Source organism: Acidovorax temperans (genome assembly GCF_006716905.1).
In the GTDB taxonomy this organism is placed as follows: Bacteria; Pseudomonadota; Gammaproteobacteria; order Burkholderiales; family Burkholderiaceae_C; genus Acidovorax; species Acidovorax temperans.
Genome location: NZ_VFPV01000002.1, coordinates 644,083 through 670,774, shown reverse-complemented (window position 1 = coordinate 670,774; position 26,692 = coordinate 644,083). Strand labels below are relative to the sequence as shown.

The window sequence follows — 26,692 nt, the reverse complement described above, 5'->3', positions numbered from 1 at the left end:
CGAAATCAATTTACGCAATGCGTAATTTCCCTTCGATTTCCATCCATCCGGCCCGCCAGCGCGGAGTTCAACCGCTCAGGCAGGCGGTGCGTACCCCATGGCGGCGCTGATGGCGGCCGCTTCTTCCACCACCCGGGGGCAGATGCTTCCACCGGGGCGGGCGTCAAAGCCGTTGCTGGCACCCAGCGCCGTGAGCACCGCGCTCACATGGCCCCGGGCATCGAACACCGGGGCCGCCACCGCGCTGATGCCTGCCAGCAGCGTGTCGCGCACGATGGCGCAGCCCTGGCCGCGCACCTGCTGGCGCAGCCCCTGCACCGGGTCGCTGCCGCCCACCAGGGAGCGTTGCTCGGGCGCGGCTGCCTCGTACTCGGCCCGGGCCGTGGCCTGCAACGCTTCATCCTCTGAAAAGGACAGGAACGCCTGCCCCGATGCAGACCACAGCAGCGGCAGCACCGAGCCGGGGCGGATGTTGACGGTGACGGGCAGCGAGGGCTCTTCCATGCGCATCACCGTGGGACCCATGTTGCCCATCACGGCGATGAAACAGGTCACCCGCAGCGATTCCCGCAGGCGCAGCAAGGCGCTTTCGCCCATGCGCACCGGGTCGCACTGGCGCAGGGCTGCCAGGCCTATGCGCACCGCCTCGGGCCCCAGGTGGTAGTGCTGCGTGGCGGGGTGCTGCGCTACCAGCCCCTCGGAGGTGAGGCTGGACAGGTAGCGGTGCACCTTGGCGGCGTTTTCGCCCGCTTCGGCCGCAATGGCCGTGAGGCTGGCCGCGCCCCCCAGCCGCGCCAGCGCTTTCAGGATGGTCATGCCGGTTTCGGCCGACTGCACGCGTTGGCGGCGCTTGCCGCCGTCTAACGGGAGGGAGGATGAGTTTTCCATGATCCAGATCACAGGGTTATCACGACTGAATGATTACGCATTGCGTAATATCATTGCAAACAATAAATCAATACTAGGAGCCAACATGCTGAACCGCCGCTGCGCCACCGGCCTGATCACTGCCATCGCCCTGCTGGGGGGAACCGTGGCCGCCCACGCCCAGAGCTACCCTGCCAAGCCCATCCGCTGGGTGGTGCCCTACCCTGCGGGCGGTGGCTCGGACTTTTTGGCGCGCACCATCGGCCAGCAACTGTCGCAGCAGATCAGCCAGCCCGTGACGGTGGACAACAAACCCGGCGGCAACACCGCCATTGCGGCGTCAGAAGTGGCCCGCTCGGCGGCAGACGGCTACACGATCTTATCGGCCGACAACGGCACCATGGTGTTCAACACCGCGCTGTACTCCAAACTCACCTACAACCCCGAAAAAGACCTGACCCCCGTCACGCTAATGGGGCGCTTCCCCATGATCCTGGTGGTGGGCCCGAACTCGGATGTGAAGGACGCCAAGGACTTCGTGGCCAAGGCCAAGGCCGCCCCCGGCAAGATCAGCTACGGCTCGGCCGGTGCGGGCAGCCCGCACCACCTGGCCATGGAACTGCTCAAGGTGCAAGGTGGCCTGCACATGGTGCACATCCCCTACCGCGGCGCGGCCCCGGCACTCACCGACCTGGCCGGCGGGCAAGTAGCCGCCATGATGGTGGACCTGGCTGCGGGCGCAGGCTTCATCAAGGGTGGCAAGGTGCGCCCGCTGGCGGTGGCCAACCCCACCCGCCTGCCCCAGTTGCCCGACGTGCCCACCTTTGCCGAACTGGGCATCAAGGGCGTGGAAGCCTCGGCCCAGGTGGGCATTGTTGCCCCTGCCAACACGCCAGCCGACACCATCGCTGCCCTGCAAAAGCAGGTGGCCACGGCCATCCAGCAACCGGCCATTCGCCAAAAGCTGATTGATTTTGGTATTGAGCCTGTGGGCAGCACGCCCCAGCAATATGCCGAGCTGATCCACACCGAAGTGCAGCGCTGGCATAAGCTGATTCGCGAGCAGAAGATATCGCTGGATTGAAAGGGGCGAACGCCCCCACCATGCAAAAAGGCCGCAACGCGGCCTTTTTTCTTTGGCAGTGCGCTGACTTGCAATCAGTCATCGCCCTCCGCGTCACCGTCCACCAACGCATCCTGCAGATGCTTGACGATGGTGACCGGCACCGCACAGGCACGCGCCACCTCTTGCGACACCGAGCCCAGCAGCGCACTGCTGAGCGCCCCATGGCCCTTGGCGCCGATGACCACCATGTCTGCGCCATTGCGCTCGGCCATGTCCACCAGCGTGTGGGCGGGGTCGCCCAGGCCAATGTCGGTTTCATAGGCCACACCAGCCGCCTCCAGCAAGGCCCGGGCGGGCGCCAGCAGGTGTTCACCAGCCTCCACGCTGGCTGCAGCGATCAGGTCGGGGTCCCGGCTGGTCACCAGCTCGTACAGCGACGCAGGCTCTTGCACATGGGCCAGCACCACCGTGGCCTGCAGCCCCTGCTGCAGCCATTGCAGCGTGTGCCGCACACCGTCGAGCGACAACTCCGAACCATCCACGGCCACCAGAATCTTGAGCATGTTGTTCTCCTTGCGGGTTACTGACCAGACCAGTGTAGTCACCCCTGCTGGCTGCACCAGCACCTTGCGCAAAGGTCCTCCAAAAACAGGCCGGGGCGGTGTCTGGGACAATCCCGCCCATGCTTCAGTTCGACCTTCTCAAAACAGACCCCTCCAGCCACGCGCGGCGCGGCAAGCTCACGCTCAACCACGGCGTGGTGCAGACCCCCATCTTCATGCCCGTGGGCACCTATGGCACCGTCAAGGGCGTGATGCCGCAAAGCCTGCACGACATGGGCGCGCAGATCATTTTGGGCAACACCTTTCACCTTTGGATGCGCCCGGGCCTGGACGTGATGCAGAGCTTTGGCGGCCTGCACGGCTTTGAGAAGTGGGACAAGCCCATCCTCACCGACTCGGGCGGTTTCCAGGTGTGGAGCCTGGGCGCCATGCGCAAGATCACCGAAGAAGGTGTGCACTTTGCCAGCCCCGTCAACGGCGACAAGCTGTTCATGTCGCCCGAGGTGAGCATGCAGATCCAGACCACGCTCAACTCCGACATCGTGATGCAGCTCGACGAGTGCACCCCCTACGAAACCAAGGGGCATCTCACCACCGAGGCCGAGGCGCGCAAATCCATGGAGATGAGCCTGCGCTGGGCCAAGCGCTCGCGCGATGAGTTCCAGCGGCTGGAGAACCCCAATGCGCTCTTCGGCATCGTGCAAGGCGGCATGTACAAGAACCTGCGCCAGGAATCGCTCGAACGCCTGGTCGAGATGGACTTCCCCGGCTACGCCGTGGGCGGCGTGAGCGTGGGTGAGCCCAAGGACGAGATGCTGGACATCATGGCCCACACGCCCCACCGCCTGCCGGCCCACAAGCCGCGCTACCTGATGGGCGTGGGCACGCCCGAAGACCTGGTGCAGGGCGTGGCCGAGGGTGTGGATATGTTTGACTGCGTGATGCCCACGCGCAACGCACGCAACGGCACCATCTTCACCCGCTACGGCGACCTGAAGATCCGCAACGCCCGCCACAAGGCCGACCACCAGCCGCTCGATACCAGCTGCACCTGCCACGCCTGCGCGGGCAAGGACGGCGTGGCGTGGGACCAGGGCGGGCGCGGCGGCTTCTCGCGTGCCTACCTGCACCACCTGGACCGCTGTGGCGAAATGCTGGGCCCCATGCTCACCACCATCCACAACCTGCACTACTACCTGAACCTGATGCGCGAAGTGCGCGAGGCGCTGGACGCTGGCACCTTCAGCCAGTTCCGCGCACAGTTCAAGGCCGACCGGGCCCGGGGCGTGTAAGCCCGGCCCCGGGAACCTGGGGCCTCCAATCCCACTGGGCAGCAATGCCCCGCCCCCGAAACCATAATGCGGCTGCTGGAGTTCACCCACTGGAGCACGCCGCTGTGACTGTTTCGCCTTCTCCCGTTTCGCCCGTTTCTCCCGCCTCCCCCGCCATGCATGTGCTGGTCACCGGCGGCACCGGCTTCATCGGCTCCGCGCTGGTCCAGCAGGTGCTGGCAGCGGGCCACAGCGTCACGGTGCTCAGCCGCAAGCCCGCCAGCGCCCAAACCTTGTTCCAGGGCCGCGTTCAGGTGGTGCGCAGTGCCAACGACCTGCCTTCCGATGCCCGCCTTGATGCCATCGTGAACCTGGCAGGCGCCCCCGTGGTGGGCCCGCCGTGGACAGCAGGGCGGCGGCAGGTGCTGCTGGACAGCCGTGTGGGCGTGACTGAATCCTTGCTGGCCTGGCTGCAACGCGCCAACCACCGCCCGGCGGTGTGGGTGCAGGCCTCGGCCATCGGCTTTTACGGCGTGCGCCCCCCGCACGAAGTGCTGACCGAAAGCAGTGCCGCAGGCGGCGGCTTCATGTCCGAACTGTGCGTGCGCTGGGAAGCGGCTGCGGCCAAGGCCCAGGCGCTGGGCGTGCGCCAGGTGGTGCTGCGCCTGGGCGTGGTGCTGGGCCCCGGTGGCGCACTGCCGCCCCTGCTGTTGCCGATTCGCCTGGGTGTGGGCGGGCGCATGGGCAGCGGCCAGCAGGTGATGAGCTGGATTCACCGCGACGATGTGCTGGCGCTCATCCACGCAGCGCTGCGCGACCCGCAGATGCAGGGCATCTACAACGCCACCGCCCCCGAGACCATTGCGCAGGCCACCTTTGTGGCCACCGCAGGCAAGCTGCTGCGCCGCCCCGTGTGGCTGCCGGTGCCCGCCACGCCGCTGCGCTGGGCCATGGGCGAAATGGCCCAGTTGTTTGTCGATGGGCAAAACGTGGTGCCTGCGCGGCTGCAGCAGCAGGGCTTTGCCTTCAAGTACCCCACGCTGGAGCAGGCGCTGCGCGATCTGGTGTAGCGCATGGGCCCCGGATTGCTATGCAAAACATAGCTGCTGGCGCTTACCCTGCCTGCCCCAGAGCCCATTTTGATCTAAACAGCGCACACTGGCTGCGCGCTGCGTTCATGCGGGCTTGCATTCAGCCAGATCACCGGGCGAGCAGCCGCAGACCAGGTGAACCGACGACGCAACGCGGCTAAGAGCGGCTAACAAAACTCTTTTGGCGTCGTTGCCGCGTCTTGTCGTACTACGCGTACTGCCTGCGACGCGGCGCCTAGCCAGAACCGCTTCGCTGAGTTTTGTTAGCCGCTCTAAAGGCACACCCGTATCAGAGGGCCCCGAGCACCTGGGCCTGCAGCACGCGGCACTGGCTCGCGGGCGCAGGCAGTGCGGCACTGCGGTGGCTGGAGCCATCGCGCAGCACCACGCGCAGATAGCAGGGCCGGCCGGGCTTGCCCCAGCCCACCAGCACGGTCTGCACCTGGTCTCGCAGCACGCGCACCGGCAGTTGCCACGAGCCAGCGTAGCGCAGCTCCAGCCCTGCCCCATTCACCTGCAATTGCACGAACCGGCCCCAGGTGCTGACATACACCGTGCCCACGGCCAGGCACAGGGCCAGTGCGTACCCCACAGCCACCCAGCGCAAGCGCAGCGGCGTGGCCAAATGGCGGCCCCCCTGCGTAGGCCGCGATGGCCATGGCCGACACGGCGATCAGCATGGCGGTCAAGCCCGTGCCGAAGCCTTCCTGCACCTGCGCTGCCGTGGCAAATTCCATGTTCATGGCGAAGGCTCCCGCCGCACACCGCGCAAAAGATTCAACCCATCACTATATTTTTCATAGCTGGCAGCGCTTATCCTCCTTGGGCTTACAGCGCTTTTCACCCTCAAACCCGCCCTAATTCGCACGGTGTGCGCCGTCACCTCGTCAGGCCTCGCTGGCCAGGCGCAGCTTGGCGCTGGTGCCACAGGCGTGGCAGAAGTGGGCGAAGGCGCTCTTGCGGGTGGTGCACTGGCCGCACCGGTCAAACAGGCCAATGCCGCAGTGGGGGCAGAAGTCGATGGTCTCGTTCTTCAGGTCCACCGGGCGCTCGCAGCCGGGGCACACGTTCTTGGCCAGGCGGGCCAGGGCCACGTCGTAGCTGAGTTCTTCGCGGCGCTGGGCATCGGGCATGGCTTCGGCCAGTTTCTGGCGCTCCAGGTAGCGGTTGAGCGCCAGGATGGCATAGCGCCCCACCAGCACCGTGATGCCAATGCCCACCACATAGCGCACATAGCCCCCGTAGCTGGGCAGGTAGGGCACCAACTCCACGAAGAAGGCAAACAGCGCAAAGAAGATGAAGCCCCACACAAACGGCCAGTAGGTGCTGTGGCGCTTTTTGGCAAACAACCAGCCTGCAGCCACCAGCAGTGGCAGGGTGAGCGCCAGGCGGTACAGGAACACGCGCAGCTCCAGCTTGCGGCGCTCTTGCTGCAGGCGCGTGTAGCCGTCAGCCTCCAGGTCGCTCAGCTGCCTTTGCGTGGCGGCTGCTGTCTGGCGGGCGTCCAGCGCGGCCTGCTGCTGGGCCTCCACGGCGCGCAGGGCCTGGCGTTCGGCCTGCTTGAGCAGGTCCAGCTTGCGCGTGCGCTCCAGCACCTCGGGGTCGTGGTCGGCGCGTTCGGTCACGCGGCGGGTGGCCAGCCAGTTGTTGAAGGTTTCGCGCTCGGCCTGGTTGTCGCTCATGGCCTTGCGGTGCTGCAACTGCGCCTGTTCCAGCGCGGTCTGCGCGTCCTGCTCGGCGTCGCGCTGGGCGCGGATGGTGTCGCGCAGCGCGCGGGCCTGGGCCTTGTCGAGAAAATCATCGACCTGCAGCGGGCGTTCCACCTTGGGCAGATCGCCCACGATGGTGCCGCCCAGGCCAATCAAAAAGCTGGCGAACACCACCGCCACCAGCCACAGACCACGCCGGAACCACTTCTCCGACAAACGCAAGGCTTTGCTCATGGTTGCTTCTCCCGTTGATAGTTGCTATTTTTTTTATAGCTTATAGCGCTTGATGGATAAGCGCCAAAGCCCTTTTTCACTCAATTACTGTTTGGGCAGCACCGTGAAGGGGGCGCCCGCCAGCTGGGTGCGCTGCATCCAGGCCAGCACCGAATCCACCGTCACGGTCTCGATGCGGTCCGAATAGCGCTTGTCGCTCGGGTGGTCGTCAAACGCGATGTTGGCAGACCCCACGCGCCCGCCCAGCCGGGTCAGCGGCCCCAGCCGCAGGGTGGTGGGCTCGTAGCCCTTGAACCGCAGCCAGGCCTGGGCCTGCTCGCGGGTGCGGATGGTGGTGGGCTCCATCGCCGCAGCCAGCGTCTCAATCGCCCACTGGTTGGATTGCTGGTACTTCTGCCCCCACACATAGCTGACCATGCTGTAGTGCGGCGTGTGCAGCGCCTTGGCGCGGGCGTTCTCAGTAAGCACGGGCCACAGCTGCGCCTGCACGGCGGCGCTGGGTACGGCCACCACGGCTTCAAAACGCCACAGGTCGTCCAGAAAAAACTCGCCCAGGCCCTGCCGGTACACATGGCCCAGGGCCGTGCCGCAGTCGTTGAGCTTGTGCGTCACGCGCCACGGGCCTTCGGGTGTTTTGTAGGCCCAGCCCAGGTGCGAATAGCGCAGGCCGTACTTGCCCAGGTCTTGCCCGGCGCGGCCGATCAACACCACCTTGGCGCCGCTGCGCGCGTGCTCGGCGTCCAGCGCCTGCGAGGTCTGCGCCGCCAGCGCCATGCCGCGCTCTACCACCTGGGGCGTGGGCTTTTTCGCCTCGCACGATCGACCCGCGTGGGCCGGGGCCGATACCAACACTGCGGCGACCGCCAGCGTCGCACACCCGCAGCACATCCAAGGGGCGCGAACCAAGTGAGGGATGCCAAGCAAGGGCCTAGGCCGGCCGCACCGCCCCGCAGCGAGGGCATCGTCACCCTTCCCGTAGCGCGCAGCGCGAAGAGAGAAGGGGGAAGCCGCAAAGCGGCTCAGGGGGTTGTACTTCATATTTACAGACGTTCGTTGTGCAGCAAGGCACGGCCCAGGGCATTGGGTACAAAGGCCAAGGCCTCGCCCGCGACCGACAAAATCACCCCGGTGCTGATGACGCTGCAGGTCACCACCGTGCCCACGGCGTGGACGGATGCGCCCACGCCGCGCCCGGCCACCTCCACACTCACCTGCGCGCCGTCTGACGCGCGCTCCAGCAGGTAGACGGTGCCGATGGCCGAGCCTTCCACCGCCTTCACCGAAAGAACAGCACCCGTGGCCGACAACGCCACCGGCAGGGCCACGGCAGCACCAGCCACCGCCGAGCCCGCGCCCGCCACGCCCACCACCGACGCCACCGGCAGCAAAGACAGCGCGGCAGAGGCTTCGCTGTGCGCATGGGCTGGCGCTGCGGCCAGCGAACCCCACACACCGGCGGCCACACACAGGCCTGCTACGGTTTTTTTCCACAATGCGATACGCATGAATGACTCCTTAGCAATCAGAACAAAAGGGGGAAAGCTGGGCTCAGGCGCTCAATCAGCGCTCTGGGCTGCGGCTTGGGCCGCTTCGCGTCGGCCTTGCAGGCGGGCGTCCATCAGGTCGGCCTCGTAGCGGTCGCGCAACATCTTGGCCAGCGTGAAGGCCGAAGTGATGAGGTACAGCCAGCTCACGCCCAAGAAGGCCTTGTAGGTGACGTTGATCTCCATGCCCACCAGGCCCCAGCCAGTGAGCCCCATGGCCACCGCAAAGCCACCCCACACCACCAGCTTCCACAGCGGGGTGTCGCCCGCGCCGCGCCGGGCGCTCTGGTTGTCACGCACAAACTTGGACAGCATGAACGTGGCCGAAAGGCAGAACACGTAGCCCATCACCATGAACACCTTTTCCAGGTCAGCGCCTGGCAGCCAGGCCAGTCCCACGGCGCACAGGAACACCGCGATGCCGAAGGAAATCCAGACCTGCATTTGCCATGCACGGGTGTCGCGAAGAACAACGATGGGAGAAGCAGACATTGCGTTGGTGCCCGCAGGGGGCCTTGGTTGAACACGGACTGCATCGTGCCGCCCGAGGCCCCACATCGCGGCACCGGAACAGCACAGTTCCCACGCATCAGCCAAAAAGTACCGTTATTCGATACTTTTCAAGCGACAGCACGGCAAAAACGGGCCCCCACCGCCCCGCACGTATGCGACAGACAACCGCCCTGCCCGCCCAGACAATGCGCCACCCGCCTGCCGGGCCCGCTGCCACCCTTGGCACAACACCGGCAACCACTGCGCTTTTTAGAGTTTGAACCGCATGAACAAGCCTTTTGATCTGGTCGTCCACGGTGCCACCGGCTTTACCGGCCGCCTGGTCGTTGAATACCTGCTGCAACGCTACCCCGCAGGCAGCGGCCTGCGCTGGGCCATGGGCGGGCGCAATGCCGACAAGCTCGCCGCCGTGCGCGACGAGCTGGGCGCACCGGCCGACACCCCCCTGGTGGTAACCGACACCACCAACCCCGCCAGCCTGCAAGCGCTGATGAACGCCACGCGCCTGGTGCTGACCACCGTGGGCCCGTACCAGCTGTATGGCAACGAACTGGTGGCCGCCTGCGCCGCCAGCGGTGTGGACTATGTGGACCTGTGCGGCGAGCCCGCGTGGATGCGCCAGATGATCGACGCGCACGAAGCCACCGCGAAGGCCAGCGGCGCGCGCATCGTGTTCTCGTGCGGGTTTGACTCCATCCCGTTCGACCTGGGCGTGTTCATGCTGCAAAAGGAATTTGCCCAGCGCTTTGGCCACGCCGCCCCCCGCGTGCGCGGCCGGGTGCGCAAGATGAAGGGCGCCTTCTCGGGTGGCACTGCCGCCAGCCTCAAGGCCACCATGGCCGCTGCTGCCACCCAGCCTGGTGTGCTCGATCTGCTGAAAAACCCCTTCTCGCTCACCCCTGGGTTTGAAGGCCCGCGCCAGCCCTCGGGCAACAAGCCCATGGTGGACGAAGCCCTGGGCGATGGGGTGTGGGTGGCACCGTTTGTGATGGCGGCCATCAACACGCGCAACGTGCACCGCTCCAACCTGCTGCTCAAGCACGCCTACGGCACCGACTTTGTGTACGACGAAATGCTGGTCACCGGCCCGGGCGAGAAGGGCGAGGCCATTGCCAACGCGGTGGCGGGCGACAAGTCGCTCGGCTCCGACAAAGGCCCCAAGCCCGGCGAAGGCCCCTCGCGTGAGGAGCGCGAGAACGGCTTTTACGACGTGCTGTTCCTCGGCACCGACACCGAAGGCCACAGCCTGCGCGTGAGCGTGAAGGGCGACCGCGACCCCGGCTACGGCTCCACCTCCAAGATGATTGCCGAGGCGGCGGTGTGCCTGCTGCAGGACGCTGCCAGCACCCCCGGTGGCATCTGGACCACGGCGCCTGCGCTGGGCGACAAGCTGATCGCACGGCTGCAGGCGAATGCGGGACTGACGTTCGCAGTCGAAGCCTGAGCGCAGGCCAAACGCGAGCCTTGTCGGTGCTTGCCTTCTGCGCGTGGGTACCGGATTGGCAACATGCCGTGCGGCAGCCCACAATGCAGGTCCACACCACCTGCTGCTCATGAACGCCCAACTCACCCCCCGCGATCTGTCCCTGGCCCTTCTGGTCATCCTGGTGTGGGGGCTGAACTTCGCGGTCATCAAGGTCGGGGTGGCCGATATGCCGCCCCTTTTGCTGGGCGCGCTGCGCTACCTCTTGGCGGCGTTTCCAGCACTGCTGTTCGTCAAGCCGCCCAAGGTCCCCTTGCGCCTGTACCTGCTGTACGGCATGACGATGGCCGTGGCCCAGTTTGCGCTGCTGTTCACAGCCATCCACATCGGCATGCCCTCGGGCTTGGCATCGCTGGTGCTGCAATCGCAGTCGTTCTTCACACTGCTGCTGGCCGTGGTGGTGCTGCGCGAGCAGTGGCAAGGCAACCAGGTGGCCGGCTTGGCGCTGGCAGGGGTGGGGGTGGGGCTGGTGCTGATTGGCAGCGCGCATGGTGCCTCGATGCCACTGGCCGGCTTCGCGCTCACAGTAGCCGCTGCTGCGATGTGGGGCTGCGGCAACCTGGTGACCCGCGCAGTGGGACGGCATGGGCCCATGAACCAGTTTGCCTTCATCGTGTGGTCCAGTGTGGTGGCACCGCTGCCGTTCGTGGCGCTGTCGCTGCTGCTCGACGGCCCCGCTGCGGTGTGGGCTGCGGTGCAGCACCTGTCGCTGAAATCCATGGCCGCCGTGGCCTACATTGCGTGGATTTCAACCCTGCTGGGTTTTGGGCTGTGGACGTACCTCATGTCGCGCTACCCCGTGAACCGCGTAGCACCCTTCACCCTGCTGGTGCCCGTGGTGGGTCTGACCACCGGCTGGGTGGCGTTCGGCGAGCAGTTGCTGCCCGTGCATTTTGCGGGCGCAGGGCTCTTGATGGCGGGGCTGGTGGTGAACGTGTTCGGCGGCCCACTATGGTCTGCCGTGATGAGCAGGCTGCGCGCAGCCCGGTAAGGCCGGCCGTCACTACAGCGCCAGCGGCAGCTCGGTGGTGGAGAGCACGTTGCGCAGCACCATGAACGAGCGCACCTGTCGCACCCCCGGCAGGTAGAGCAACTGCTCTGCGTGCAGGCGGTTGAAGCTCTCGCTGTCGCGGGTGCGGATGAGCATGAAGTAGTCGAACTCGCCCGTGACCACATGGCATTCCATGCAGCCGGAGACCTTGGCTGCGGCCTTCTCAAAGGCGGCGAACGATTCGGGCGTGGAACGGTCCAGCACCACGCCAATCATCACCAGCATGCCCGCCCCCACGGCCTGGGGGGTTGAGCAACGCCACCACCCCTTCAATCAGCCCCAGCCGCTTGAGCCGCTCCACGCGCCGCAGGCAGGCGGGCGGGCTCAAATGCACCTTCTCGGCCAGCGCGACGTTGGACAGCGAGGCATCGCGCTGCAACTGCCGCAGGATGGCTTTGTCGGTGCGGTCCAGCTCTGCCGACATATCGACGGGCGGCGCATTCTTGCTACGAACTTTTGTTGCACACATAGTTCATTTTTCAAACTTTTGATGGATTAATCTGCATTTATGAAAACCAAACATCCGAAATTGCATTGATTTTCACAACCATTTGATTCCCGCATTTTCCTACGATGAAGGCACTGCAAGCGCGCTTGCATTGCCCCCTTCTTCCACCCGCCTTCACCGACTGGAAAACGCCATGAACCTGCAGAAATTTCCCCGCCACCCGCTGACGTTCGGCCCCTCGCCCATCACACCGCTACCGCGCCTGTCGGCCCACCTGGGCGGCAAGGTGCACCTGTACGCCAAGCGTGAGGACTGCAACAGCGGCCTGGCCTTTGGCGGCAACAAAACGCGCAAGATGGAGTACCTGATTCCCGAAGCGATTGCAGGCGGCTACGACACGCTGGTGTCGATTGGCGGCATCCAGTCCAACCAGACGCGCCAGGTGGCCGCCGTGGCGGCGCATCTGGGCATGAAATGCGTGCTGGTGCAGGAGAACTGGGTGAACTATTCCGACGCGGTGTACGACCGCGTGGGCAACATCGAGATGAGCCGCATCATGGGCGCCGATGTGCGCCTGGATGCTGCGGGCTTTGACATTGGCATCCGCCCCAGCTGGGAGCAGGCCATGGACGATGTGAAGAAGGCGGGCGGCAAGCCCTTCCCGATTCCCGCAGGCTGTTCTGAGCACCCCTACGGCGGCCTGGGCTTTGTGGGCTTTGCCGAGGAAGTGCGCCAGCAGGAAAAAGAGCTGGGCTTCCAGTTCGACTACATCGTCGTGTGCTCGGTCACGGGCAGCACGCAGGCGGGCATGGTGGTGGGCTTTGCAGCCGATGGCCGTGCGCGCAAGGTGATTGGTATCGACGCCTCGGCCAAGCCCGAGAAGACCCATGCGCAGATTCTGCGCATTGCCCAGAACACTGCCAAGCTGGTGGAGCTGGGCCAGGAGATCACGGCCGAGGACGTGGTGCTGGACACGCGCTACGGCGGCCCCGAATACGGCCTGCCCAATGAAGGAACGCTCGAAGCCATTCGCCTGTGCGCGCGGCAAGAGGGCATGCTCACGGACCCGGTGTACGAAGGCAAGTCCATGCACGGCATGATCGATAGAGTGCGCCGTGGCGAATTCCCCGAAGGCTCTCGCGTGCTGTACGCGCACCTGGGAGGGGTGCCGGCGCTCAACGCCTACAGCTTTCTTTTTCGCAACGGCTGATGACACCGCTGCGGCCGGTGATGCCATGGCGCGCATCACCGGGCTCTCACTGATTTAGCGCGACCTGATCAACGCCCTTGGCTTTGTTGGCCTGGGGCGGTCAGGCTTGCAGCAACTGCGCCACGCGCCCGCGCAACGGCTCGGGCTGCACGTCGCTCGCGGCCACGGGGGCGCCCACATTCAGGCCCACGCGGCTGAACATACCCCGGCGGAAGGGTCGCACCATGGCGGTACCGCGCTCGATGCGGCTGAAGTACGAGCCCCACAGGTTGGTCAGCGCCATGGGCACCACAGGCGCCTGAATGCCGTCGGCCTGGGCGCGCTCGATGATCTTCATGATGCCGCCCTTGAAGGGCTGCAGCTCACCATCCTTGGTGATGCCGCCTTCGGGGAAGATGGCCAGCAGATCGCCCTCGCGCAGCACCTGGGCAGCGCGTTCGAAAGCGGCTTCGTAGGTGGCAGGGTCTTCCTTTTGCGGCGCGACCGGAATGGCCTTGGCCAGACGGAACAGCCAGCCCAGCACCGGCACGCGGAAGATGCGGTGGTCCATCAGGAAGTAGATGGGCCGGGGGCTGGCGGCCATGAGCAGCACGGCATCGACAAAGCTCACATGGTTGCACGCCAGAATGGCCGCGCCGGTGGACGGGATGTGCTCGTCACCCCGCACCTTGAAGCGGTAGATGAAGCGCGACATCACCCAGGCCACAAAGCGCAGCAGGTATTCGGGCACTAGCATGAAGATGTAGAACGCCACCACTGCGTTGGCAATGCCGGTGAACAAAAAGACTTGCGGCACGGTGAAGCCAGCGCCCAGCAAGGCCCCGGCGATGACGGAGCTGCCGATCATGAACAGCGCGTTCAGGATGTTGTTGGCCGCAATGATGCGGGCGCGGTGGGTGGGCTGGCTGCGCATCTGGATGAGTGCATACATGGGCACGCTGTAGAGCCCGGCAAACAGGCTCAGCAGTGCCAGGTCCAGCAGCACGCGCCAGTGGTGGGGCTGCGCAAGAAAGGCGGCAGCGCCCATCATCTCGGCGGCGGGCAGGCTGCGGGTGGCGAAGTACAGGTCCACCGCAAACACACTCATGCCGATGGCACCCAGCGGCACGAGGCCGATCTCCACATGGCGGCGCGACAGCACCTCGCACAGCAGAGAACCCACGCCAATGCCCACCGAGAACACCACCAGCAACAGCGAGGCCACTTGCTCGTTGCCGTGCAGCACCTCTTTGGCCAGGGCCGGGAACTGCGACAGGAACACGGCCCCGAAGAACCACATCCAGCTGATGCCCAAGAGCGAGCGGAACACCACCACGTTGCCATGCGCCAGCTTGAGGTTGCGCCAGGTTTCGGTGAAGGGGTTCCAGTTGATGACGAGACCGGGGTCGGTGGCCGGGGCCGACGGAATGAACTGCGCCACCAGCCGCCCGGCCAGCGCCAGGGCGATGCAGCCCACGGCCACGGCGGTGTGGCCAATCCCGGGCAGGGCCACCAGCAGGCCGCCCGCAACCTGGCCCAGCAAGATGGCCACGAAGGTGCCCATCTCGACCATGCCGTTGCCGCCCGTCAGCTCGCGCTCGTTCAGCACCTGGGGCATATAAGCAAACTTGACCGGGCCAAACAGGGTGGAATGCAGCCCCATGAGGAAGGTGCACAGCAACAGCACCGGCACATGGTTGGCCACAAAGCCCCAGGCCGCCAGCGCCATGATGGCGATCTCCAGGTTTTTCACGAAGCGGATCATCCGCGTCTTGTCGTACTTGTCGGTGAGCTGGCCCGAGGTGGCCGAAAACAGCAAAAACGGCAGGATGAACAGCGCGCCAATCACCAGCCCCGCCATGGCAGGCGGCAGCCACGACACGCTGAGCTGATAAGTCACCATCACGGTGAAGGCGAACTTGAACAGGTTGTCGTTGGCAGCGCCAGAGAACTGCGTCCAGAAAAACGGGGCAAAGCGGCGCTGGCGCAGCAGGGCAAACTGGTTGGGCTCTTCGTGGGCTGGGAGGGCCAGGGGCGCTGGCTGCGCGGCAGGCTGCCCGTGCTGGGGGGTCATGCGGTTCACTCCTCTTGGCTTTTTTGTGTGGTGGGTTGCTGCATCACGCCCCACGGTGCCCGCCATTCTGCATGGCGCGGCGCGGCATCGGTGCAGCGAGGTAACGACTGTGGTGCAGGCGCGCCATGGCAAACAGCACCGGCAGGGCAGCCCCCGCAGCCATCAGGTGCTTGAGCGTGTGGCCTGACACCCATTGGCCGGTGGCCTCGAACACTGCGTGGTCGGCCAGCTCAAAGGCTTTGGCAACGGCATACCAGGCGATCACCGCACCCCACTGCACCACCAGCGCACCATGGCGGTGGGGCATGCACGCCAGGGCCAGCACCGCCAGCAGGCCGCCGAACTGCACCACGGCCCAGGGCAGCAGGTTGCCCGTGTGGGCCCATACCAGTACGGCAGCAGGCCCGGCCACCAGCAAGCCCAGCGCGGTGGCCACGCCCGCCCGGGGGCTGATGCGCCCCACCACCGCCAGGCCCAGCAAGCCGGCAAAGGCTGCGGCCATGCCCAGGCGGTCCCACAGCAGACCGGCGTCATCGGGCTGCCAGTGGTACCAGCCCGAGCCCACCGCCGTGAGCACCAGGCCACCAAAGAACAGCGCCGCCGTGGCGCGGGTGGCCGGGCACAGCCGCAACGCGCCTGGGCGGCGCAACCACACCAGCCCCCACACCCCTGCCACGGCAAAGGGCAGGTTGCTCAGCACGTCCATCGCACAGGGCAGGCCATGCCAGCCGCGCTGATCGGCAAAGTCGTGCTGGTGCGCGCTGGCGGGCAAAAAGGGGCCCCACACGGCGAAGGCCAGCAGCGCGGCCGCAGCTACCAGCAGGGCCCATTCGGCCGGCTGCAGCGGCAGCCAGCGGCGGGAAGAAGTTTGCAAGGGGTGGACAGCGTTCATGGCGGGTAGCCCTACTGGGGCGGCAACACAAGGTGGGCGCAGTGTGCAAACGCCGGTGGCTTTTGCACCGAAAAAGTCGCGCTCAGGGCTACCCAGGCCACTGCGGGTATCCACAATCGATACCAAGGAGTCCCCCATGAGCACAACTGCCGACCTGGTGATCGCCCTGAAAAAGGAACTGAAGAACGCCCAGATGACCTACGCCGACCTGGCGCAGGCGCTGGGCATGGCCGAGTCCAGCGTCAAGCGCATGCTGGCCAAGGGCGACATGCCGCTGTCGCGCATTGATGCCATCTGCCGCGCGCTGGCGCTGGACTTTGCCGACCTGGCCCGCCGTGTGGCCGATGAGCAGCCGCTGCTCAAGGAGCTGACGCAGGAGCAGGAAAAGGCCGTGGTGGCCGACAAAAAACTGCTGCTAATGGCGATCTGCGTGCTGAGCCAGTGGACGTTGGAGCAGGTGGTGGCCACCTACCGGCTGACCGAGGCCGAGGGCATCAAATACCTGGCGCAGCTCGACCGCATCGGCATCATCGAGCTGCGGCCGCTGAACCGCTACCGGCTCAAGCTGGCCAAGACCTTCCGCTGGCGCCCGCACGGGCCGGTGATGCACTACTTTCGCGACAACGCGCTGCTGGACTACTTTGCCGGGGGCTTCGACGGCCCCGGTGAAGGCGTGCTGCTGGTGCACGGCTCCATCAGCCGCGCGCTGGCCCCAGCTTTTCAGGAACGCATGCAGCGCGTGGCGCAAGACTTTGCGCAACAGCACCTGGCCGACCAGAAGCTGCCTTTGCAGGAGCGCGAGGGCTACACCGTGCTGCTGGCCATGCGCAGCTGGGAATTCGAGGCCTTTGCCAGCATGCGCCGCACGGGGGCGTAGGGGCCGGCTGAAACGGAGCGGCTGCGCTGGCGGCTCTCCGCCCCTGAATTGCTATGCTTTCAATAGCTGCTGCCGCTTATCTATCAAGCGTTAGAGGCCAAATTGACTTCAAACCAAAAGGCGCCTATTGCAAGCGCTGTGGCCCACCTTAAACGCACTGCAGTTCGGCGCAGCCAATGCCACCCAGCTTGGCCATCACCCGGGCACCGGGCGCCACCAGCACGGTGCCGGTGCAGGAACCGGTGGTGACCCACTGGCCCGCGCGCAGGCCACCCAGGCTGTGTGCGCCTTCGTTGGCCAGCCATGTCAGCAGGCGCAGCGGGTCGCCCGCCGGGTTGCCCCAGGCGGGTCGTTGCACGGCCAGGGTGCCATTCACCCACAGGCTGACGGGCACCGACAAGGGCTGTAGGGCCGCCACATCGGCACGGCCGCTGCCCACCACCAGCGCACCGTGGCAAGCTTGATCTGCCAGGCGGCTCCACTCGCCCTGCACACCCCAGGCGGCATAGCGGGTGTCGCACACCTCAATGGCCGCATGGGCCGCGCGCACGGCGGCCAGCACGTCTGCCTCAGAGTAAGGCTGCTCACGGGGCGGCAGGTCGCAGGCCAGTTCGTAGGCCAGCTCTGCCTCCACGCCAATCACGGCGTTGCCTGCCACCGGCAGGTCTTGCACCTGCCCCTCGGTGCAGACCCAGACGGTGTCTTGCGTCAGCGCCGCGCGCGCGGGCAGCGCCTGCGGGTTGGCCGCGCCCACCTTCCAACCCACCACCCGGCCGCGCGCCTGCACCACGGCGTCTTGCACCGCATAGGCCTGGGCTGCGTCCTGGGGCCGCAATGCGGCGGGAAGATCCAGCGGGCGGGGCAATTGCCCCAAGCGGGCCTGGGTCAGCACGGCAGCGCTGGCCAACGGATCGAACACAGTGGAGGCAGAAGCAACGGTATCAGGGGACATGGGTCAGTCAACAACGATCTGGAAGCAACCAATCAACCGCCGGATGGGCTGGTCTGCAGGCGCATGGTAAAGCCAGGGCGCAGGCAGATGGCCTAGCCCCGGCAAGGGGATCACAGCGTCAGGGTGCAGCGCCTGTGGAATGCGCCACAAAACGGGCGACGGCCTGCATGTCTTTTTCGGTCATTTTTTCGGCAAACGAGGGCATGGCGCCAATGCCGTTGCGCAGCGCGCTCAGCACGCGGTTGGCATCGGGCTTGATCTCGTCGAGCACGGGCCCAACCTGGCCTTGCGCGCCCGCCGCCTGCAAGGTGTGGCACACGGCGCACGCTGGCTGCAGGGTCAGAAAAAGCTGCTTGCCGCGCGCCAGCTCGGCAGGGTCGGCCGCCAAGCTGGCAGTCGCCAAACCTGCCAAAGCCAGGGTACAGGCCAATGGCGCCAGCCGCCGCAAAGGGGTGGGTTGCGCGACCAACTCAGGCCACCGACACCGTGACGCATGGTCGGCCCAGCTGGCGTTGTTGTAGCCACCCACGTTTTCCTCTCGCTGCTCGGGCTGAACGTTGCCCGCCGTGTCCGTCGCACGGCTGGCCAGCACATGGGTGCCTGCGCCCAGGCGCACCGGCAGCACAAACTGGCGCCAGGCAAACCGGCCCAGGTCCGGCCCGATGAGCTGTGCGGCCTGCCAGGTCTTGCCGCCGTCTACCGACACTTCCACGCCCTTGATGCCACGCGTGCCGCCAAAGGCCACGCCATGCACCTGCACCATGCCGGGCTTGAGCGGCCCTTGCTCGGGCAGCGGGCCGTTGATCCAGGATTTGACCGTCATCTCCCACACCGAGGGCTGGTCTGGGCTGGCCTTGGCGCCGGGCGGCGTCATGCGGTAACCGTGCTGCATGATGCGCGCCTGCGATTGCGCCTCGGTAAAGGCCAAACGCTTGATGTACTTGATGTTGTTCACCCCCTGGTAGCCCGGAACGATGAGCCGCAGCGGCCCGCCGTGGGCCAGCGAGAGCGGCTCGCCGTTCATCTCCCACGCCAGGATGGCGTCTTCCATGGCCTTGAGGGGCACCGAGCGTTCCACCAGCACCGTGAGCGGGTCCACGCCTTCGGGCAGCTTCTCGCCGCCCGTGCCCGTCACGTAAGCCATGCCACTGGCCACGCCGCCCAGGGCGGCCACCACGTTGCGCACGGGCACGCCGCTCCACACCACGCAGCCGGCAGCACCCACCGTCCAGGGCGTGCCACTGGGCTTGGTGGGGAAGAACCCGCGCCCATTGCCTGAACACTGCAGCACCGTGGCCACGGTCTCCAGCCCCAGCGTCTTGAGTTCCGCCAGGGTGATCTCACGCGGGTTCTTGACGCCCTCCACCCGCACCACCCAGGCGTTGCGGTCATCCAGGATGGCGGCATCGGGCGCAGGCAGGTTGTTGCGCACATACAGCTGGCTCGACGGCGTGACCACGCTGGTGCCAAACGCTCCGCGTCGGGTCTCCAGGGTGCTGCTGCTGTGCACGATCAGCGCGTTGCCAGCCTTCCAGCCTGCGTAGCCCGGCAGCGGCTTGGGCGCAGCCGCTGCGGTGGCTTGGGCTTGGGCGGCGCCAGTCCAGCTGGCAAGGCCCGCAGCGCTCAGTGCGGCGGCGCTGACTGCCAGCAGGTGGCGACGTGGCAGGGTGGTGGATGGGGTCATGGGTGCACTCCTATGAATGAAGGGACGGTACGCCGGGATTCACGTACGGTTTGCCGCTGCGCGCGCGCAAGTGCCTACGCAAAACGACGCCATTCTGGAGGGCATCACGCGCTGCGGCACAGCTCGCCTCGCCGCACTTGTAAGTAACAGAAACAAAGTGCCGCTGGTGTTGACAAAGTAGCCGCCTGGCGCATATTTAACACTTACTTAACAAAAACCCACCATGCTCTGCGTGGCCTCATGCACAGCAGCGCAGCACGGCCCACCAGCAACCATTTCGAAGGGAAAGACCATGCACCCAGGCACCATCCATCGTCTCGTGTGGGGCGCTTTGTGGATCAGCGCACTGGCGGGCGGCATGGCACACGCGCAGCTCACCGCCATCGTCGCAGTGGAGCCGACCGAGAAGAAAGCCGGGAACTCCATCCTGCGCAGTGCGCTGGAGGCGGGCTTGTCCAAGGCCAGCGGCCAGACCGTGACGGTGACCACCACCGAAGACTTGGCCGACGCCATGCGCGCCACGCGCAGCGGGGGCTACGACATCTTCATCGGCCCACCCCAGGTGGCTGCATCGGCATTGCAGCGGGGCTACGAACTGGTGGGGTGCAGCCAGAAATCTGACCACTATGTGCTGGTAGGACTGCCCCAGATCGAATCGGTGGGCGCCCTCAAGGGCAAGCGCCTGTACCTGCCGCAGCAGGACTCGGTCTACAGCTACATGGGGCGCGGCATGCTGAACGAGGCCGGCCTGTCGTTCAAAGACCTCAAGAGCGTGCGCCACGAAAAATACCCGCAGGCCGGGCTGAGTGCGCTCACCCTGGGCACCGCCGACGCGACCGTGGTGCGGGCGGAAGAATGGGCCCAGTGGTCGGCCACGTTCCCCGGTGCGGCCAAGGTGCTGGCCACCTCGCGTCCGGTGCCCGGCGGCTTCAGCGCCGTGGTGCGCAAGGAACTGCCCAGCGAGGTGCGCGGCAAGCTTTCGCAGTGGCTCAGCACCGCATCCAGCGGCACAGGCCTGGCACCCACGGGCCTGCGCCCCGACATGCAGGAATACCAGAAAGTAGCGGAACTCGGGCTTTTCACCCCCACCAGCCTGCCGGGCGTGAAGCGGGTGAGCGCCAAGGATGTGGTGGAACTGCAGGGCCAGGGCGCCGTGGTGGTGGACACCCGCACTGAAAAGGAATACCGCGCCAAGCGCATTCGCGGCGCGGTGTGGGCAGCCTACGGCGAAAAGAGCCTGAAGGACGTGGCCTTCAACCCAGAGCAGGACGACTTCAAGGCCCTGGAAACGCTGGACCGCAGCAAGACCCTGATCTTCTCTTGCAACGGTGCGGAATGCTGGAAGTCTTACAAGGCCGCGAAGGTGGCTGCCGACAAAGGCTTTCGCAACGTTTACTGGATGCGCGGTGGCCTGCCCGAGTGGGACGCCGAGGGCCTGCCAACCGAAGGGGGCTGAAGCAGGCTGCCAGCTGGTTTAGAGCGGCTAACAAAACTCTTCTGGCGTCGTTGCTGTGTCTTGTCGTACTGCTCGTACTGCCGACGACACAGCGCCTAGCCAGAACCGCTTCGCTGAGTTTTGTTAGCCGCTCTTAGCTGGGCTCAGCCGCCTCACGCATCGGTAAACACCGTGAGCACACCGGTGTAGCCATACAACTGTTGGTGCGCGATTTCGCCGCCTGCAAAAAAACCCACCAGGGGCACATCGCCCAGGGCGTGCCGCACGATTTGCAGCTCAGCGCTCGGCCCACCAAAGTGCGGCCCACCCCGCCCCGAGCAGCTCACGTAAATAGCGCCCCGAATGGTGCGGCCCTGCGCAGCGCCTGCAGGGCTGGTCATGGCACCTGTGCCGGGCGCCGGGGCTGCGGCGCCTTGCGCCTGGGCACTGCGTTCTGCGGCTGGCGCGGGCTCCATGTCCTGGGGCGAGAGCTCTTCCCGAATTTCGGCGCAGATGCGCATCAGGTCGGCCCGCGCAGCAGTGACGTTGCGCTGGCAAAAAGCCAGATGCATACCGGGCTGCACATGCTCAGCCAGCGCCACGCCGCGCCGCGCACCATCCAGGCCAATGATGTGCCGCACCCGCGTGTCGGTACCAAAGTGGCCCGTGCGCTGGCGCCCCAGGGGCTGCGCGCCAGCATCCACCAGCCCGGCCAAGGTGGCCCGCACGCGGCGCAGGGCTGGTTGGGGGTCTCCGTCCAGCGTCACCTGCAAGGTATCAAGCAGCACATCCAGCGCAGGTTCATGGTCCAGCTCCAGCACCACGTTGTCGTTGGCTGCCGTGATGGTGTGCAGCGGGCCCACCGGCTGGCAACCCTGCGTAACGCGCGACAGCAGCGGCACCTGCGGCCCAAAGGCCACGCCCGACAAGCCGCCGTCGAACACCCCACTGGCTGCGCCCTGCCCGGCCATGTTGCCGTTGCCGCCCACAGCAAACTGCACGTTGGCGGTGCGGCTGGCACTGAGGCCACCAAACAGGTAGCCGGTTTCGGTGCGGTCGGCCATTTCCTGCAGCAACTCTGCCAGGTCGGGCGTGTGCCCATCAGCGTGGACCAAGGCGGTCTGGGCGACAAAGCCGCTGGCGGGGTGGCGCGGCAGCGGTGCCACGCCCGAGAACACGCGGTATTGGTCAGCGGGAACGTCCAGCAGCATTACCGACAGGGCCGGTTCATCAAAATACTCGGCGTTGTTGGCAGACACGCCCACCCCCACGGTGCCGCTCCAGTCGGTCACCTCGGGCAGTTCGCTGGCCAGATAGTCGAGCAGTTCGCGCGCGTCATTGGCGTAGTGGTCGGTGATGTACAGCAAGCCCAGCGTGGGCGCCGCGGCATAGGCGGGCAGCGCCATTTGTGCGCGCAGCTGCGCCAGAACCAGCGCAGCCGCCATGCGCCACTGGGGATGGGTGGCATGGCCAGTAGGAAAAAGAGTCATAGTCCACCCACTTTAGCGCGCCGGGGCAAAGCTGGCAGGCCCCGGCCCGCTTGACCACGCAGAAATCCGGCCATCGCGCCACCTGCGGTGGGTGTGCCTACTCCCCCCTCACCGCTGGCGCGATGACTTGGCGGGAGCCTTTTTGGCAGGCGCCTTCTTGGCTACAGTTTTGCGGGCGGCGGGCGCTTTGGCGGAAGCACGGCCTGACTTGCCCGCCGGTGCAGGCGCCGCACGCTGGCTGCCAGCAGATTTGGCGGGGGCGGGTTTGGGTGCCGCAGCGGAACGAGACGGCGCCTTGCGTGGGGCCGCGGCAGGTTTGGCGGCCTGCGCGGCGCGGGCCACTTCCTGCAGGCTTTGCACACCCTGGGCCGCCAGGTGGCTGGCCATGTCGGTGGCCTTCTTCAACGCATCTTTGGCCAGGTGCTGCGTGGCGCCCAGGGGGTTGCCGTGGTGGTTGGCGTCTTTCAATGCGTTGGCGGCAATCTCCTGGAACTGGGTGGTCAGCGCGCCCCACCAGTGCAGTGGGTCCACCACGCCAGGGCTGCGAGGGGCTTCCGCCTTGGAGGCCTCGGCAGCGGGCTCTGGTTCCGGGGCGGGGCTGGGTGCAGGAGCTGGCGCAGGGGCTGGAGCCGGTGCCGGAGGAGTCGGCGCGGGCGCAGCCGCCTGCGTTGCGGCAGGCCGTGCGGCACTGCTGAAGGCATCGGCCGCTTTTTGCATGCCCTGCATCACCGCGTCACTGCCCTGGAACTTGAAGGCATTGGCCACGTCGCCCATGCTCACGTTCATGCCCTTGAGGGTGGCCAAGGTCATCTTTTGCACTTCCAGGGCCTGGATGGTGGCGGCCAGCGCGCGGGAGTTTTGCTCCAGCCAGAACTGCACGGCCTTGAGTTCATCAATGCGCTTTTCCAGCTCTTCCACACTGAGGGTGGGCGCCACCCAGTGCGAGAGTTGCGGCATTTGCGGAATGCCACTGGCAGCCCCCTTGGCCAGGCTTTGCAGAAAATCAAAGCCGGGGACGAATTTGCCAAAACTGAAGTGGGATGTGTCGCTCATGGCCGCCTTGCAGGAAAAGAAGGAAGTGGGAGTCCCGCCAAGGAGCCCTTCAGCGCCGCACGCATGTCGGCCCGAATGCTCCTGAGCAGGTCGCAAGGCAGCTTACTCCAACCCGTGGCCGCTGGCGATGGGGGTGCCCCGCAGCGCGCCGCCACAGCGGCGGTGCGGGGTTGCATCACCCGAGGCCCCAGGGTGACTTCAGTGCTTGGCAGCGCCGTGGCCATGCCCGTGGCCCGCAGCACCGGCTGCGGGCATGGCAGGCGTGCCGGGGGCCGAAGTGGCCACCGGCAGGGTCAGCTCCTGGGTGCTTTCCACGCCCTTGGCGTCCTTGAAGGTCAGCTTCACGGGCACGGTGGTGTCCTTGGCCAGTGGGGCCTTCAGGTCCAGCAGCATGATGTGGTAGCCACCGGGCTTGAGTTCCACCGTCTTGCCGGCGGGCAGATCGAGGAAGGGCATGGCGCGCATCTTCATCACGTCGCCTTCCATCTTCATCTCGTGCACTTCCGTCACGCCAGCGGCGGGCGACGAGGCACCGACCAGTTTCGCGCCTTCAGGCGCAGTGATCTTCATGAACGCGCCAGTGCCCTTTTGGCCCTGCACGGTGGCGCGCGCCCAGGCGCCTTCCACCTTCACGTTGGCGGTTTGCGCCCAGACGCCACCACTCAGTGCGCAGGTCAGGACAAAGGTAGCAGTCAGGTGGCGGGCCAGGGGGTTACGAATCAAAAACATGGAATCACTCCTAAAAAACAAGCAGACAAAAGCAGGATGGAGAACTGCGGGCCAGACTTGCCACATAGGCTTTGGTCTGTGCCCAACACGCAGGACGAGGAACAGGGGGTGGAGCGCTGGAGCAGCAAAGACAGCGCAGATGCCGGTAACGCCAGGGGCGCGAACCAGCGGGGCCAACCCAGCGCCAAGCATCTGCAGCCAAAGCAGACAGCGCCTTTGCTATTGAGCCAAATAGGCCTCTAGCGCTTTATAGGCAAGCGCCAGCAGCTATTAAATCAATAGCAAATCAAGAAATGACCGGAGGGCCGCGTGGCGGCAGCGGCGCCGCCGTGCGGGCCGCAATGTGCGCAGCGGGGATGGGAAGCAGGGCGTGCGCCAGTGGATGCACCTCTGGCAGCCGGGTCTGCAATATCGGTAGCGGTGCGCCTATGTGTACGCACAACGGGCAGTCCAGCGTGTGGCTGGGCATGTCTTGCGCGCCATCGTCTGTCTTGACCACCAGCTTGACGGCCCCCGAGCCCAGGCAGATCAACTCCACCGGCTTGGGTTGGACCAAGGGCGACGCCACGGCAACCCCTATCGACAACACAAACCACGCCAACACGAGGCGGGCGAGCCATCGAAGGCTGCGAAGGGTTTGCAGGGGCACGGGTGGCATGTCGCGGAATTGTAGGCGCCCCCTGCGCAGGGCGGGATAGACCTTTTCGCTTCATGACCCAGGTCAACTCCGCGACGCCCGCTTTGCGCACGGGCTTCTAGGATGTGGAAACACTCGCGCCCCATTTTTTTACAACCTTCAGGAGACCACCCCATGCTGACGCTCTGCGGCTTTTCTGCCAGCAATTACTACAACAAGGTCAAGCTTGCGCTGCTTGAAAAAGGCGTGCCCTTCCAGGAACAGCTTGCCTGGGTGGGCCAGACCGATCTGGCGGCTTCACCCTTGGGTAAGGTGCCCTATCTGCTCACCCCGGAGGGCCCGCTTTGCGAATCCGCAGTGATTGCTGACTACATCGAGGCCGCCTACCCCACTCCGGCCCTCGTCCCCGCCCAGGCGTTCGCGGCCGCCAAAGTGCGCGAGCTGATCACCTTTATGGAACTGCACCTGGAACTGGTCGCCCGCAACCTCTACCCCCAAGCTTTTTTTGGCGGCACGGTGAGTGAAGCCGCACGGGAGAAAGTGGGCATTCAACTGGAGAAGAACATCGCGGCCTTTGCCAAGCTGGCGTCTTTTGCCCCCTACGTGGCGGGCGACAGCTTCAGCATGGCCGACTGCGCCGCCATCGTGCATCTGCCCCTGGTCAGCTCAGCCACCAAGGCCATCTATGGCCGGGACTACCTGGCAGAACTGCCCGTGCGCGACTACCTGGCCCGCATGGCCGAACGCCCGCACGTACAGCGCATCAATGCAGACCGCAAAACCAGCACGGCGGAGATGCTCGCGCGGCGCAAATAAGCCCTCGGCTCCCAAGTCAGTGACCATTCCAGGTCCGCTAGCGGCGGTCGCCGAGACGCGCCAGAAAATTGACTTGCGTCAACACGCCTATCACCCAGCAGGCGCACCATGAAGGTGTTCAATCACTTTCCAGGAGTTGACCGCATGGACAAGACCCAGGTCGCATCGTTACGCCAGCAGCTGCTGGATCACAAAGCCGGCATCCTCGCCCAGATTGCGCAACAGCGCGGCGGCAACGTGGGCCGGGTCGAAGCTGCGGCCGAGCATTTCGGCCACGCTGAAGATTCCCGCGCCCAGGTGGCCAGCGAACGCTCACTCGAATTTGCCATAGAAGAGCACGAGTCGGCACAGCTCAACGCCATCGCATCGGCGCTGGAACGCATGGATGCCGGCACCTACGGCGAGTGCACCGACTGCGGCCAGGACATTGCGCCGGCCCGCTTGCAGGCAACCCCCGAGGTTGCACGCTGCCTGCCCTGCCAAGAGGCCGCAGAACGCCACGCCCGGCCCGCCAAATAACCCACGGTTCCAAGAACTGCCCCGCGCGGGCAGATGTTTTTCACTTCAAGAGAGTTGACCCATGAGCACTTTTCACGCCGTCGTCTGGATGGACCATTCCGAAGCCCACGTGGTGATGTTTGACCGCGAACACATGGAAGCCCAGCGCGTCAAATCGCGCAGCCACCACAAGCACCAGGGCAAAAACGACGACACCAGTGCGTTCTTTGCCGACACTGCCAAAGCTTTGGAAGGCACACATGAAGTCCTGCTGTGCGGACCCGGTTTGGCTCGCAACCAGTTCCGCGACTGGTGCAGCAAGCACAACGCAGCGGTCGCTGCCGCTGTGGTGGATTCCGTGGCGGCCGACCACCCGACCGATGCGCAGTTGGTGGCGATGGCTCGTCAGTACTTCAAGAAGTTCGACAACATGGCGGCTGATCCGTCCTTGAGCTGATGCACATGCACAGCCAGCGCCGAATCAGCGTTGGCTGTGCATTGCGGTCTGCAGGTCAGATGCGGCTCA

At 65.7% G+C, this 26,692-nt stretch carries 26 protein-coding genes and 2 pseudogenes; 11 read left to right on the top strand and 17 right to left on the bottom strand.

The window, feature by feature from the left end; translation table 11 throughout:
* Nucleotides 1–75: 75 nt before the first annotated feature.
* Nucleotides 76–888 (bottom strand): IclR family transcriptional regulator, encoded by an 813-nt coding sequence (locus BDD18_RS11355; protein ID WP_244939071.1) that lies wholly within the window; start codon nucleotides 886–888, stop codon nucleotides 76–78.
* An 85-nt stretch (nucleotides 889–973) separates the two neighbouring features.
* On the opposite strand from BDD18_RS11355, the gene BDD18_RS11350 reads away from it, so the two are divergent.
* Complete coding sequence (locus BDD18_RS11350) at nucleotides 974–1,951, top strand: Bug family tripartite tricarboxylate transporter substrate binding protein (RefSeq protein WP_142083285.1); 978 nt, start codon at nucleotides 974–976, stop codon at nucleotides 1,949–1,951.
* A 74-nt stretch (nucleotides 1,952–2,025) separates the two neighbouring features.
* Here the strand turns inward: BDD18_RS11350 and BDD18_RS11345 are convergent, their stop codons facing one another.
* A complete protein-coding gene (locus BDD18_RS11345) occupies nucleotides 2,026–2,496 on the bottom strand; it encodes a universal stress protein (RefSeq protein WP_044397859.1) in 471 nt (156 codons plus the stop codon).
* Nucleotides 2,497–2,615: 119 nt separating this feature from the next.
* Between BDD18_RS11345 and tgt the strand changes: the two genes are divergently transcribed.
* Both tgt and BDD18_RS11335 read left to right on the top strand, forming a co-directional pair.
* Nucleotides 2,616–3,788, top strand: a complete 1,173-nt coding sequence (gene tgt, locus BDD18_RS11340) for a tRNA guanosine(34) transglycosylase Tgt (RefSeq protein WP_142083283.1) — start codon at nucleotides 2,616–2,618, stop codon at nucleotides 3,786–3,788.
* Between the two features lie 155 nt (nucleotides 3,789–3,943).
* Nucleotides 3,944–4,837 carry a TIGR01777 family oxidoreductase gene (locus tag BDD18_RS11335; RefSeq protein WP_244939070.1) on the top strand — a complete coding sequence of 298 codons (894 nt, stop codon included), beginning with the start codon at nucleotides 3,944–3,946 and terminating at the stop codon, nucleotides 4,835–4,837.
* A 310-nt stretch (nucleotides 4,838–5,147) separates the two neighbouring features.
* Here BDD18_RS11335 and BDD18_RS11330 read toward each other — a convergent pair whose 3' ends face one another.
* The 5 genes from BDD18_RS11330 to BDD18_RS11310 form a co-directional block, all read right to left on the bottom strand.
* Nucleotides 5,148–5,483 carry a hypothetical protein gene (locus BDD18_RS11330; RefSeq protein WP_142083280.1) on the bottom strand — a complete coding sequence of 112 codons (336 nt, stop codon included), beginning with the start codon at nucleotides 5,481–5,483 and terminating at the stop codon, nucleotides 5,148–5,150.
* A 262-nt stretch (nucleotides 5,484–5,745) separates the two neighbouring features.
* Entirely contained in the window at nucleotides 5,746–6,801 is a 1,056-nt protein-coding gene (locus BDD18_RS11325) for a zinc ribbon domain-containing protein (protein ID WP_142083278.1), read from the bottom strand.
* A gap of 84 nt (nucleotides 6,802–6,885) precedes the next feature.
* The gene (locus BDD18_RS11320; RefSeq protein ID WP_244939103.1) at nucleotides 6,886–7,689 is read right to left on the bottom strand and encodes a DUF2145 domain-containing protein; all 804 of its coding nucleotides are present in this window, start codon (nucleotides 7,687–7,689) and stop codon (nucleotides 6,886–6,888) included.
* Nucleotides 7,690–7,841: 152 nt separating this feature from the next.
* Nucleotides 7,842–8,306: a hypothetical protein gene (locus BDD18_RS11315; protein ID WP_142083274.1), complete on the bottom strand. Its 465-nt coding sequence runs from the start codon at nucleotides 8,304–8,306 to the stop codon at nucleotides 7,842–7,844.
* A gap of 51 nt (nucleotides 8,307–8,357) precedes the next feature.
* Nucleotides 8,358–8,837, bottom strand: a complete 480-nt coding sequence (locus BDD18_RS11310) for a YiaA/YiaB family inner membrane protein (protein WP_044397808.1) — start codon at nucleotides 8,835–8,837, stop codon at nucleotides 8,358–8,360.
* A gap of 286 nt (nucleotides 8,838–9,123) precedes the next feature.
* On the opposite strand from BDD18_RS11310, the gene BDD18_RS11305 reads away from it, so the two are divergent.
* Nucleotides 9,124–10,302 (top strand): saccharopine dehydrogenase family protein, encoded by a 1,179-nt coding sequence (locus tag BDD18_RS11305; RefSeq protein ID WP_142083272.1) that lies wholly within the window; start codon nucleotides 9,124–9,126, stop codon nucleotides 10,300–10,302.
* Nucleotides 10,303–10,411: 109 nt separating this feature from the next.
* The gene (locus tag BDD18_RS11300; RefSeq protein WP_142083271.1) at nucleotides 10,412–11,332 is read left to right on the top strand and encodes an EamA family transporter; all 921 of its coding nucleotides are present in this window, start codon (nucleotides 10,412–10,414) and stop codon (nucleotides 11,330–11,332) included.
* A gap of 12 nt (nucleotides 11,333–11,344) precedes the next feature.
* On the opposite strand, the pseudogene BDD18_RS11295 reads toward BDD18_RS11300, so the two are convergent.
* Nucleotides 11,345–11,861: pseudogene (locus BDD18_RS11295) on the bottom strand (Lrp/AsnC family transcriptional regulator).
* 172 nt (nucleotides 11,862–12,033) lie between these two features.
* Between BDD18_RS11295 and BDD18_RS11290 the strand changes: the two are divergent.
* Complete coding sequence (locus tag BDD18_RS11290) at nucleotides 12,034–13,050, top strand: 1-aminocyclopropane-1-carboxylate deaminase (protein WP_142083269.1); 1,017 nt, start codon at nucleotides 12,034–12,036, stop codon at nucleotides 13,048–13,050.
* A 100-nt stretch (nucleotides 13,051–13,150) separates the two neighbouring features.
* On the opposite strand, the gene BDD18_RS11285 is transcribed toward BDD18_RS11290, so the two are convergent.
* Complete coding sequence (locus BDD18_RS11285; RefSeq protein ID WP_142083267.1) at nucleotides 13,151–15,103, bottom strand: MFS transporter; 1,953 nt, start codon at nucleotides 15,101–15,103, stop codon at nucleotides 13,151–13,153.
* Nucleotides 15,104–15,146: 43 nt separating this feature from the next.
* Nucleotides 15,147–15,977 carry a hypothetical protein gene (locus tag BDD18_RS11280; protein WP_142083265.1) on the bottom strand — a complete coding sequence of 277 codons (831 nt, stop codon included), beginning with the start codon at nucleotides 15,975–15,977 and terminating at the stop codon, nucleotides 15,147–15,149.
* Nucleotides 15,978–16,131: 154 nt separating this feature from the next.
* Here BDD18_RS11280 and BDD18_RS11275 point away from each other — a divergent pair, with 154 nt between their 5' ends.
* On the top strand, nucleotides 16,132–16,872 hold the full coding sequence (locus BDD18_RS11275; protein ID WP_066690559.1) for a helix-turn-helix domain-containing protein: 741 nt from the start codon (nucleotides 16,132–16,134) through the stop codon (nucleotides 16,870–16,872).
* 148 nt (nucleotides 16,873–17,020) lie between these two features.
* Here BDD18_RS11275 and BDD18_RS11270 read toward each other — a convergent pair whose 3' ends face one another.
* From BDD18_RS11270 to sorT, 3 genes and pseudogenes are all read right to left on the bottom strand, one after another.
* On the bottom strand, nucleotides 17,021–17,824 hold the full coding sequence (locus BDD18_RS11270; RefSeq protein ID WP_066690552.1) for a 2-keto-4-pentenoate hydratase: 804 nt from the start codon (nucleotides 17,822–17,824) through the stop codon (nucleotides 17,021–17,023).
* Nucleotides 17,825–17,942: 118 nt separating this feature from the next.
* Nucleotides 17,943–18,212 (bottom strand): SorU family sulfite dehydrogenase c-type cytochrome subunit, encoded by a 270-nt coding sequence (gene sorU, locus BDD18_RS22495; RefSeq protein WP_276490840.1) that lies wholly within the window; start codon nucleotides 18,210–18,212, stop codon nucleotides 17,943–17,945.
* Nucleotides 18,213–18,314: 102 nt separating this feature from the next.
* Nucleotides 18,315–19,508, bottom strand: a pseudogene (sorT, locus tag BDD18_RS11265) (SorT family sulfite dehydrogenase catalytic subunit); the annotation flags it as partial.
* A 292-nt stretch (nucleotides 19,509–19,800) separates the two neighbouring features.
* On the opposite strand from sorT, the gene BDD18_RS11260 reads away from it, so the two are divergent.
* Nucleotides 19,801–20,964, top strand: coding sequence for a PhnD/SsuA/transferrin family substrate-binding protein (locus tag BDD18_RS11260; RefSeq protein ID WP_142083262.1), 1,164 nt, complete (start codon nucleotides 19,801–19,803; stop codon nucleotides 20,962–20,964).
* Between the two features lie 152 nt (nucleotides 20,965–21,116).
* Here BDD18_RS11260 and BDD18_RS11255 read toward each other — a convergent pair whose 3' ends face one another.
* From BDD18_RS11255 to BDD18_RS11240, 4 genes are all read right to left on the bottom strand, one after another.
* The gene (locus tag BDD18_RS11255; protein WP_142083260.1) at nucleotides 21,117–22,433 is read right to left on the bottom strand and encodes an FIST signal transduction protein; all 1,317 of its coding nucleotides are present in this window, start codon (nucleotides 22,431–22,433) and stop codon (nucleotides 21,117–21,119) included.
* 108 nt (nucleotides 22,434–22,541) lie between these two features.
* Nucleotides 22,542–23,486, bottom strand: a complete 945-nt coding sequence (locus tag BDD18_RS11250) for a PhaM family polyhydroxyalkanoate granule multifunctional regulatory protein (protein ID WP_142083259.1) — start codon at nucleotides 23,484–23,486, stop codon at nucleotides 22,542–22,544.
* A 198-nt stretch (nucleotides 23,487–23,684) separates the two neighbouring features.
* Nucleotides 23,685–24,215 carry a copper chaperone PCu(A)C gene (locus tag BDD18_RS11245; RefSeq protein WP_142083257.1) on the bottom strand — a complete coding sequence of 177 codons (531 nt, stop codon included), beginning with the start codon at nucleotides 24,213–24,215 and terminating at the stop codon, nucleotides 23,685–23,687.
* Between the two features lie 286 nt (nucleotides 24,216–24,501).
* Nucleotides 24,502–24,873 carry a DUF2946 family protein gene (locus tag BDD18_RS11240; RefSeq protein ID WP_066691331.1) on the bottom strand — a complete coding sequence of 124 codons (372 nt, stop codon included), beginning with the start codon at nucleotides 24,871–24,873 and terminating at the stop codon, nucleotides 24,502–24,504.
* Between the two features lie 153 nt (nucleotides 24,874–25,026).
* Between BDD18_RS11240 and BDD18_RS11235 the strand changes: the two genes are divergently transcribed.
* The 3 genes from BDD18_RS11235 to BDD18_RS11225 all read left to right on the top strand — a co-directional run bounded on the left by BDD18_RS11235 (nucleotide 25,027) and on the right by BDD18_RS11225 (nucleotide 26,623).
* Complete coding sequence (locus tag BDD18_RS11235; protein ID WP_066694069.1) at nucleotides 25,027–25,668, top strand: glutathione S-transferase; 642 nt, start codon at nucleotides 25,027–25,029, stop codon at nucleotides 25,666–25,668.
* Between the two features lie 144 nt (nucleotides 25,669–25,812).
* The gene (locus tag BDD18_RS11230) at nucleotides 25,813–26,187 is read left to right on the top strand and encodes a TraR/DksA family transcriptional regulator (RefSeq protein WP_142083255.1); all 375 of its coding nucleotides are present in this window, start codon (nucleotides 25,813–25,815) and stop codon (nucleotides 26,185–26,187) included.
* Nucleotides 26,188–26,248: 61 nt separating this feature from the next.
* Complete coding sequence (locus tag BDD18_RS11225; RefSeq protein WP_142083254.1) at nucleotides 26,249–26,623, top strand: hypothetical protein; 375 nt, start codon at nucleotides 26,249–26,251, stop codon at nucleotides 26,621–26,623.
* The last annotated feature ends 69 nt before the right edge of the window (nucleotides 26,624–26,692 follow it).

Excerpts from the sequence above, each read along its gene's own strand:
- BDD18_RS11355 (WP_244939071.1), bottom strand. The coding sequence starts at position 888 with ATGGAAAACTCATCCTCCCTCCCGTTAGACGGCGGCAAGCGCCGCCAA.
- BDD18_RS11350 (WP_142083285.1), top strand. The coding sequence starts at position 974 with ATGCTGAACCGCCGCTGCGCCACCGGCCTGATCACTGCCATCGCCCTG.
- BDD18_RS11345 (WP_044397859.1), bottom strand. The coding sequence starts at position 2,496 with ATGCTCAAGATTCTGGTGGCCGTGGATGGTTCGGAGTTGTCGCTCGAC.
- tgt (WP_142083283.1), top strand. The coding sequence starts at position 2,616 with ATGCTTCAGTTCGACCTTCTCAAAACAGACCCCTCCAGCCACGCGCGG.
- BDD18_RS11335 (WP_244939070.1), top strand. The coding sequence starts at position 3,944 with ATGCATGTGCTGGTCACCGGCGGCACCGGCTTCATCGGCTCCGCGCTG.
- BDD18_RS11325 (WP_142083278.1), bottom strand. The coding sequence starts at position 6,801 with ATGAGCAAAGCCTTGCGTTTGTCGGAGAAGTGGTTCCGGCGTGGTCTG.
- BDD18_RS11320 (WP_244939103.1), bottom strand. The coding sequence starts at position 7,689 with ATGTGCTGCGGGTGTGCGACGCTGGCGGTCGCCGCAGTGTTGGTATCG.
- BDD18_RS11315 (WP_142083274.1), bottom strand. The coding sequence starts at position 8,306 with ATGCGTATCGCATTGTGGAAAAAAACCGTAGCAGGCCTGTGTGTGGCC.
- BDD18_RS11310 (WP_044397808.1), bottom strand. The coding sequence starts at position 8,837 with ATGTCTGCTTCTCCCATCGTTGTTCTTCGCGACACCCGTGCATGGCAA.
- BDD18_RS11305 (WP_142083272.1), top strand. The coding sequence starts at position 9,124 with ATGAACAAGCCTTTTGATCTGGTCGTCCACGGTGCCACCGGCTTTACC.
- BDD18_RS11300 (WP_142083271.1), top strand. The coding sequence starts at position 10,412 with ATGAACGCCCAACTCACCCCCCGCGATCTGTCCCTGGCCCTTCTGGTC.
- BDD18_RS11290 (WP_142083269.1), top strand. The coding sequence starts at position 12,034 with ATGAACCTGCAGAAATTTCCCCGCCACCCGCTGACGTTCGGCCCCTCG.
- BDD18_RS11285 (WP_142083267.1), bottom strand. The coding sequence starts at position 15,103 with ATGACCCCCCAGCACGGGCAGCCTGCCGCGCAGCCAGCGCCCCTGGCC.
- BDD18_RS11275 (WP_066690559.1), top strand. The coding sequence starts at position 16,132 with ATGAGCACAACTGCCGACCTGGTGATCGCCCTGAAAAAGGAACTGAAG.
- BDD18_RS11270 (WP_066690552.1), bottom strand. The coding sequence starts at position 17,824 with ATGTCCCCTGATACCGTTGCTTCTGCCTCCACTGTGTTCGATCCGTTG.
- BDD18_RS11260 (WP_142083262.1), top strand. The coding sequence starts at position 19,801 with ATGCACCCAGGCACCATCCATCGTCTCGTGTGGGGCGCTTTGTGGATC.
- BDD18_RS11255 (WP_142083260.1), bottom strand. The coding sequence starts at position 22,433 with ATGACTCTTTTTCCTACTGGCCATGCCACCCATCCCCAGTGGCGCATG.
- BDD18_RS11250 (WP_142083259.1), bottom strand. The coding sequence starts at position 23,486 with ATGAGCGACACATCCCACTTCAGTTTTGGCAAATTCGTCCCCGGCTTT.
- BDD18_RS11245 (WP_142083257.1), bottom strand. The coding sequence starts at position 24,215 with ATGTTTTTGATTCGTAACCCCCTGGCCCGCCACCTGACTGCTACCTTT.
- BDD18_RS11240 (WP_066691331.1), bottom strand. The coding sequence starts at position 24,873 with ATGCCACCCGTGCCCCTGCAAACCCTTCGCAGCCTTCGATGGCTCGCC.
- BDD18_RS11235 (WP_066694069.1), top strand. The coding sequence starts at position 25,027 with ATGCTGACGCTCTGCGGCTTTTCTGCCAGCAATTACTACAACAAGGTC.
- BDD18_RS11230 (WP_142083255.1), top strand. The coding sequence starts at position 25,813 with ATGGACAAGACCCAGGTCGCATCGTTACGCCAGCAGCTGCTGGATCAC.
- BDD18_RS11225 (WP_142083254.1), top strand. The coding sequence starts at position 26,249 with ATGAGCACTTTTCACGCCGTCGTCTGGATGGACCATTCCGAAGCCCAC.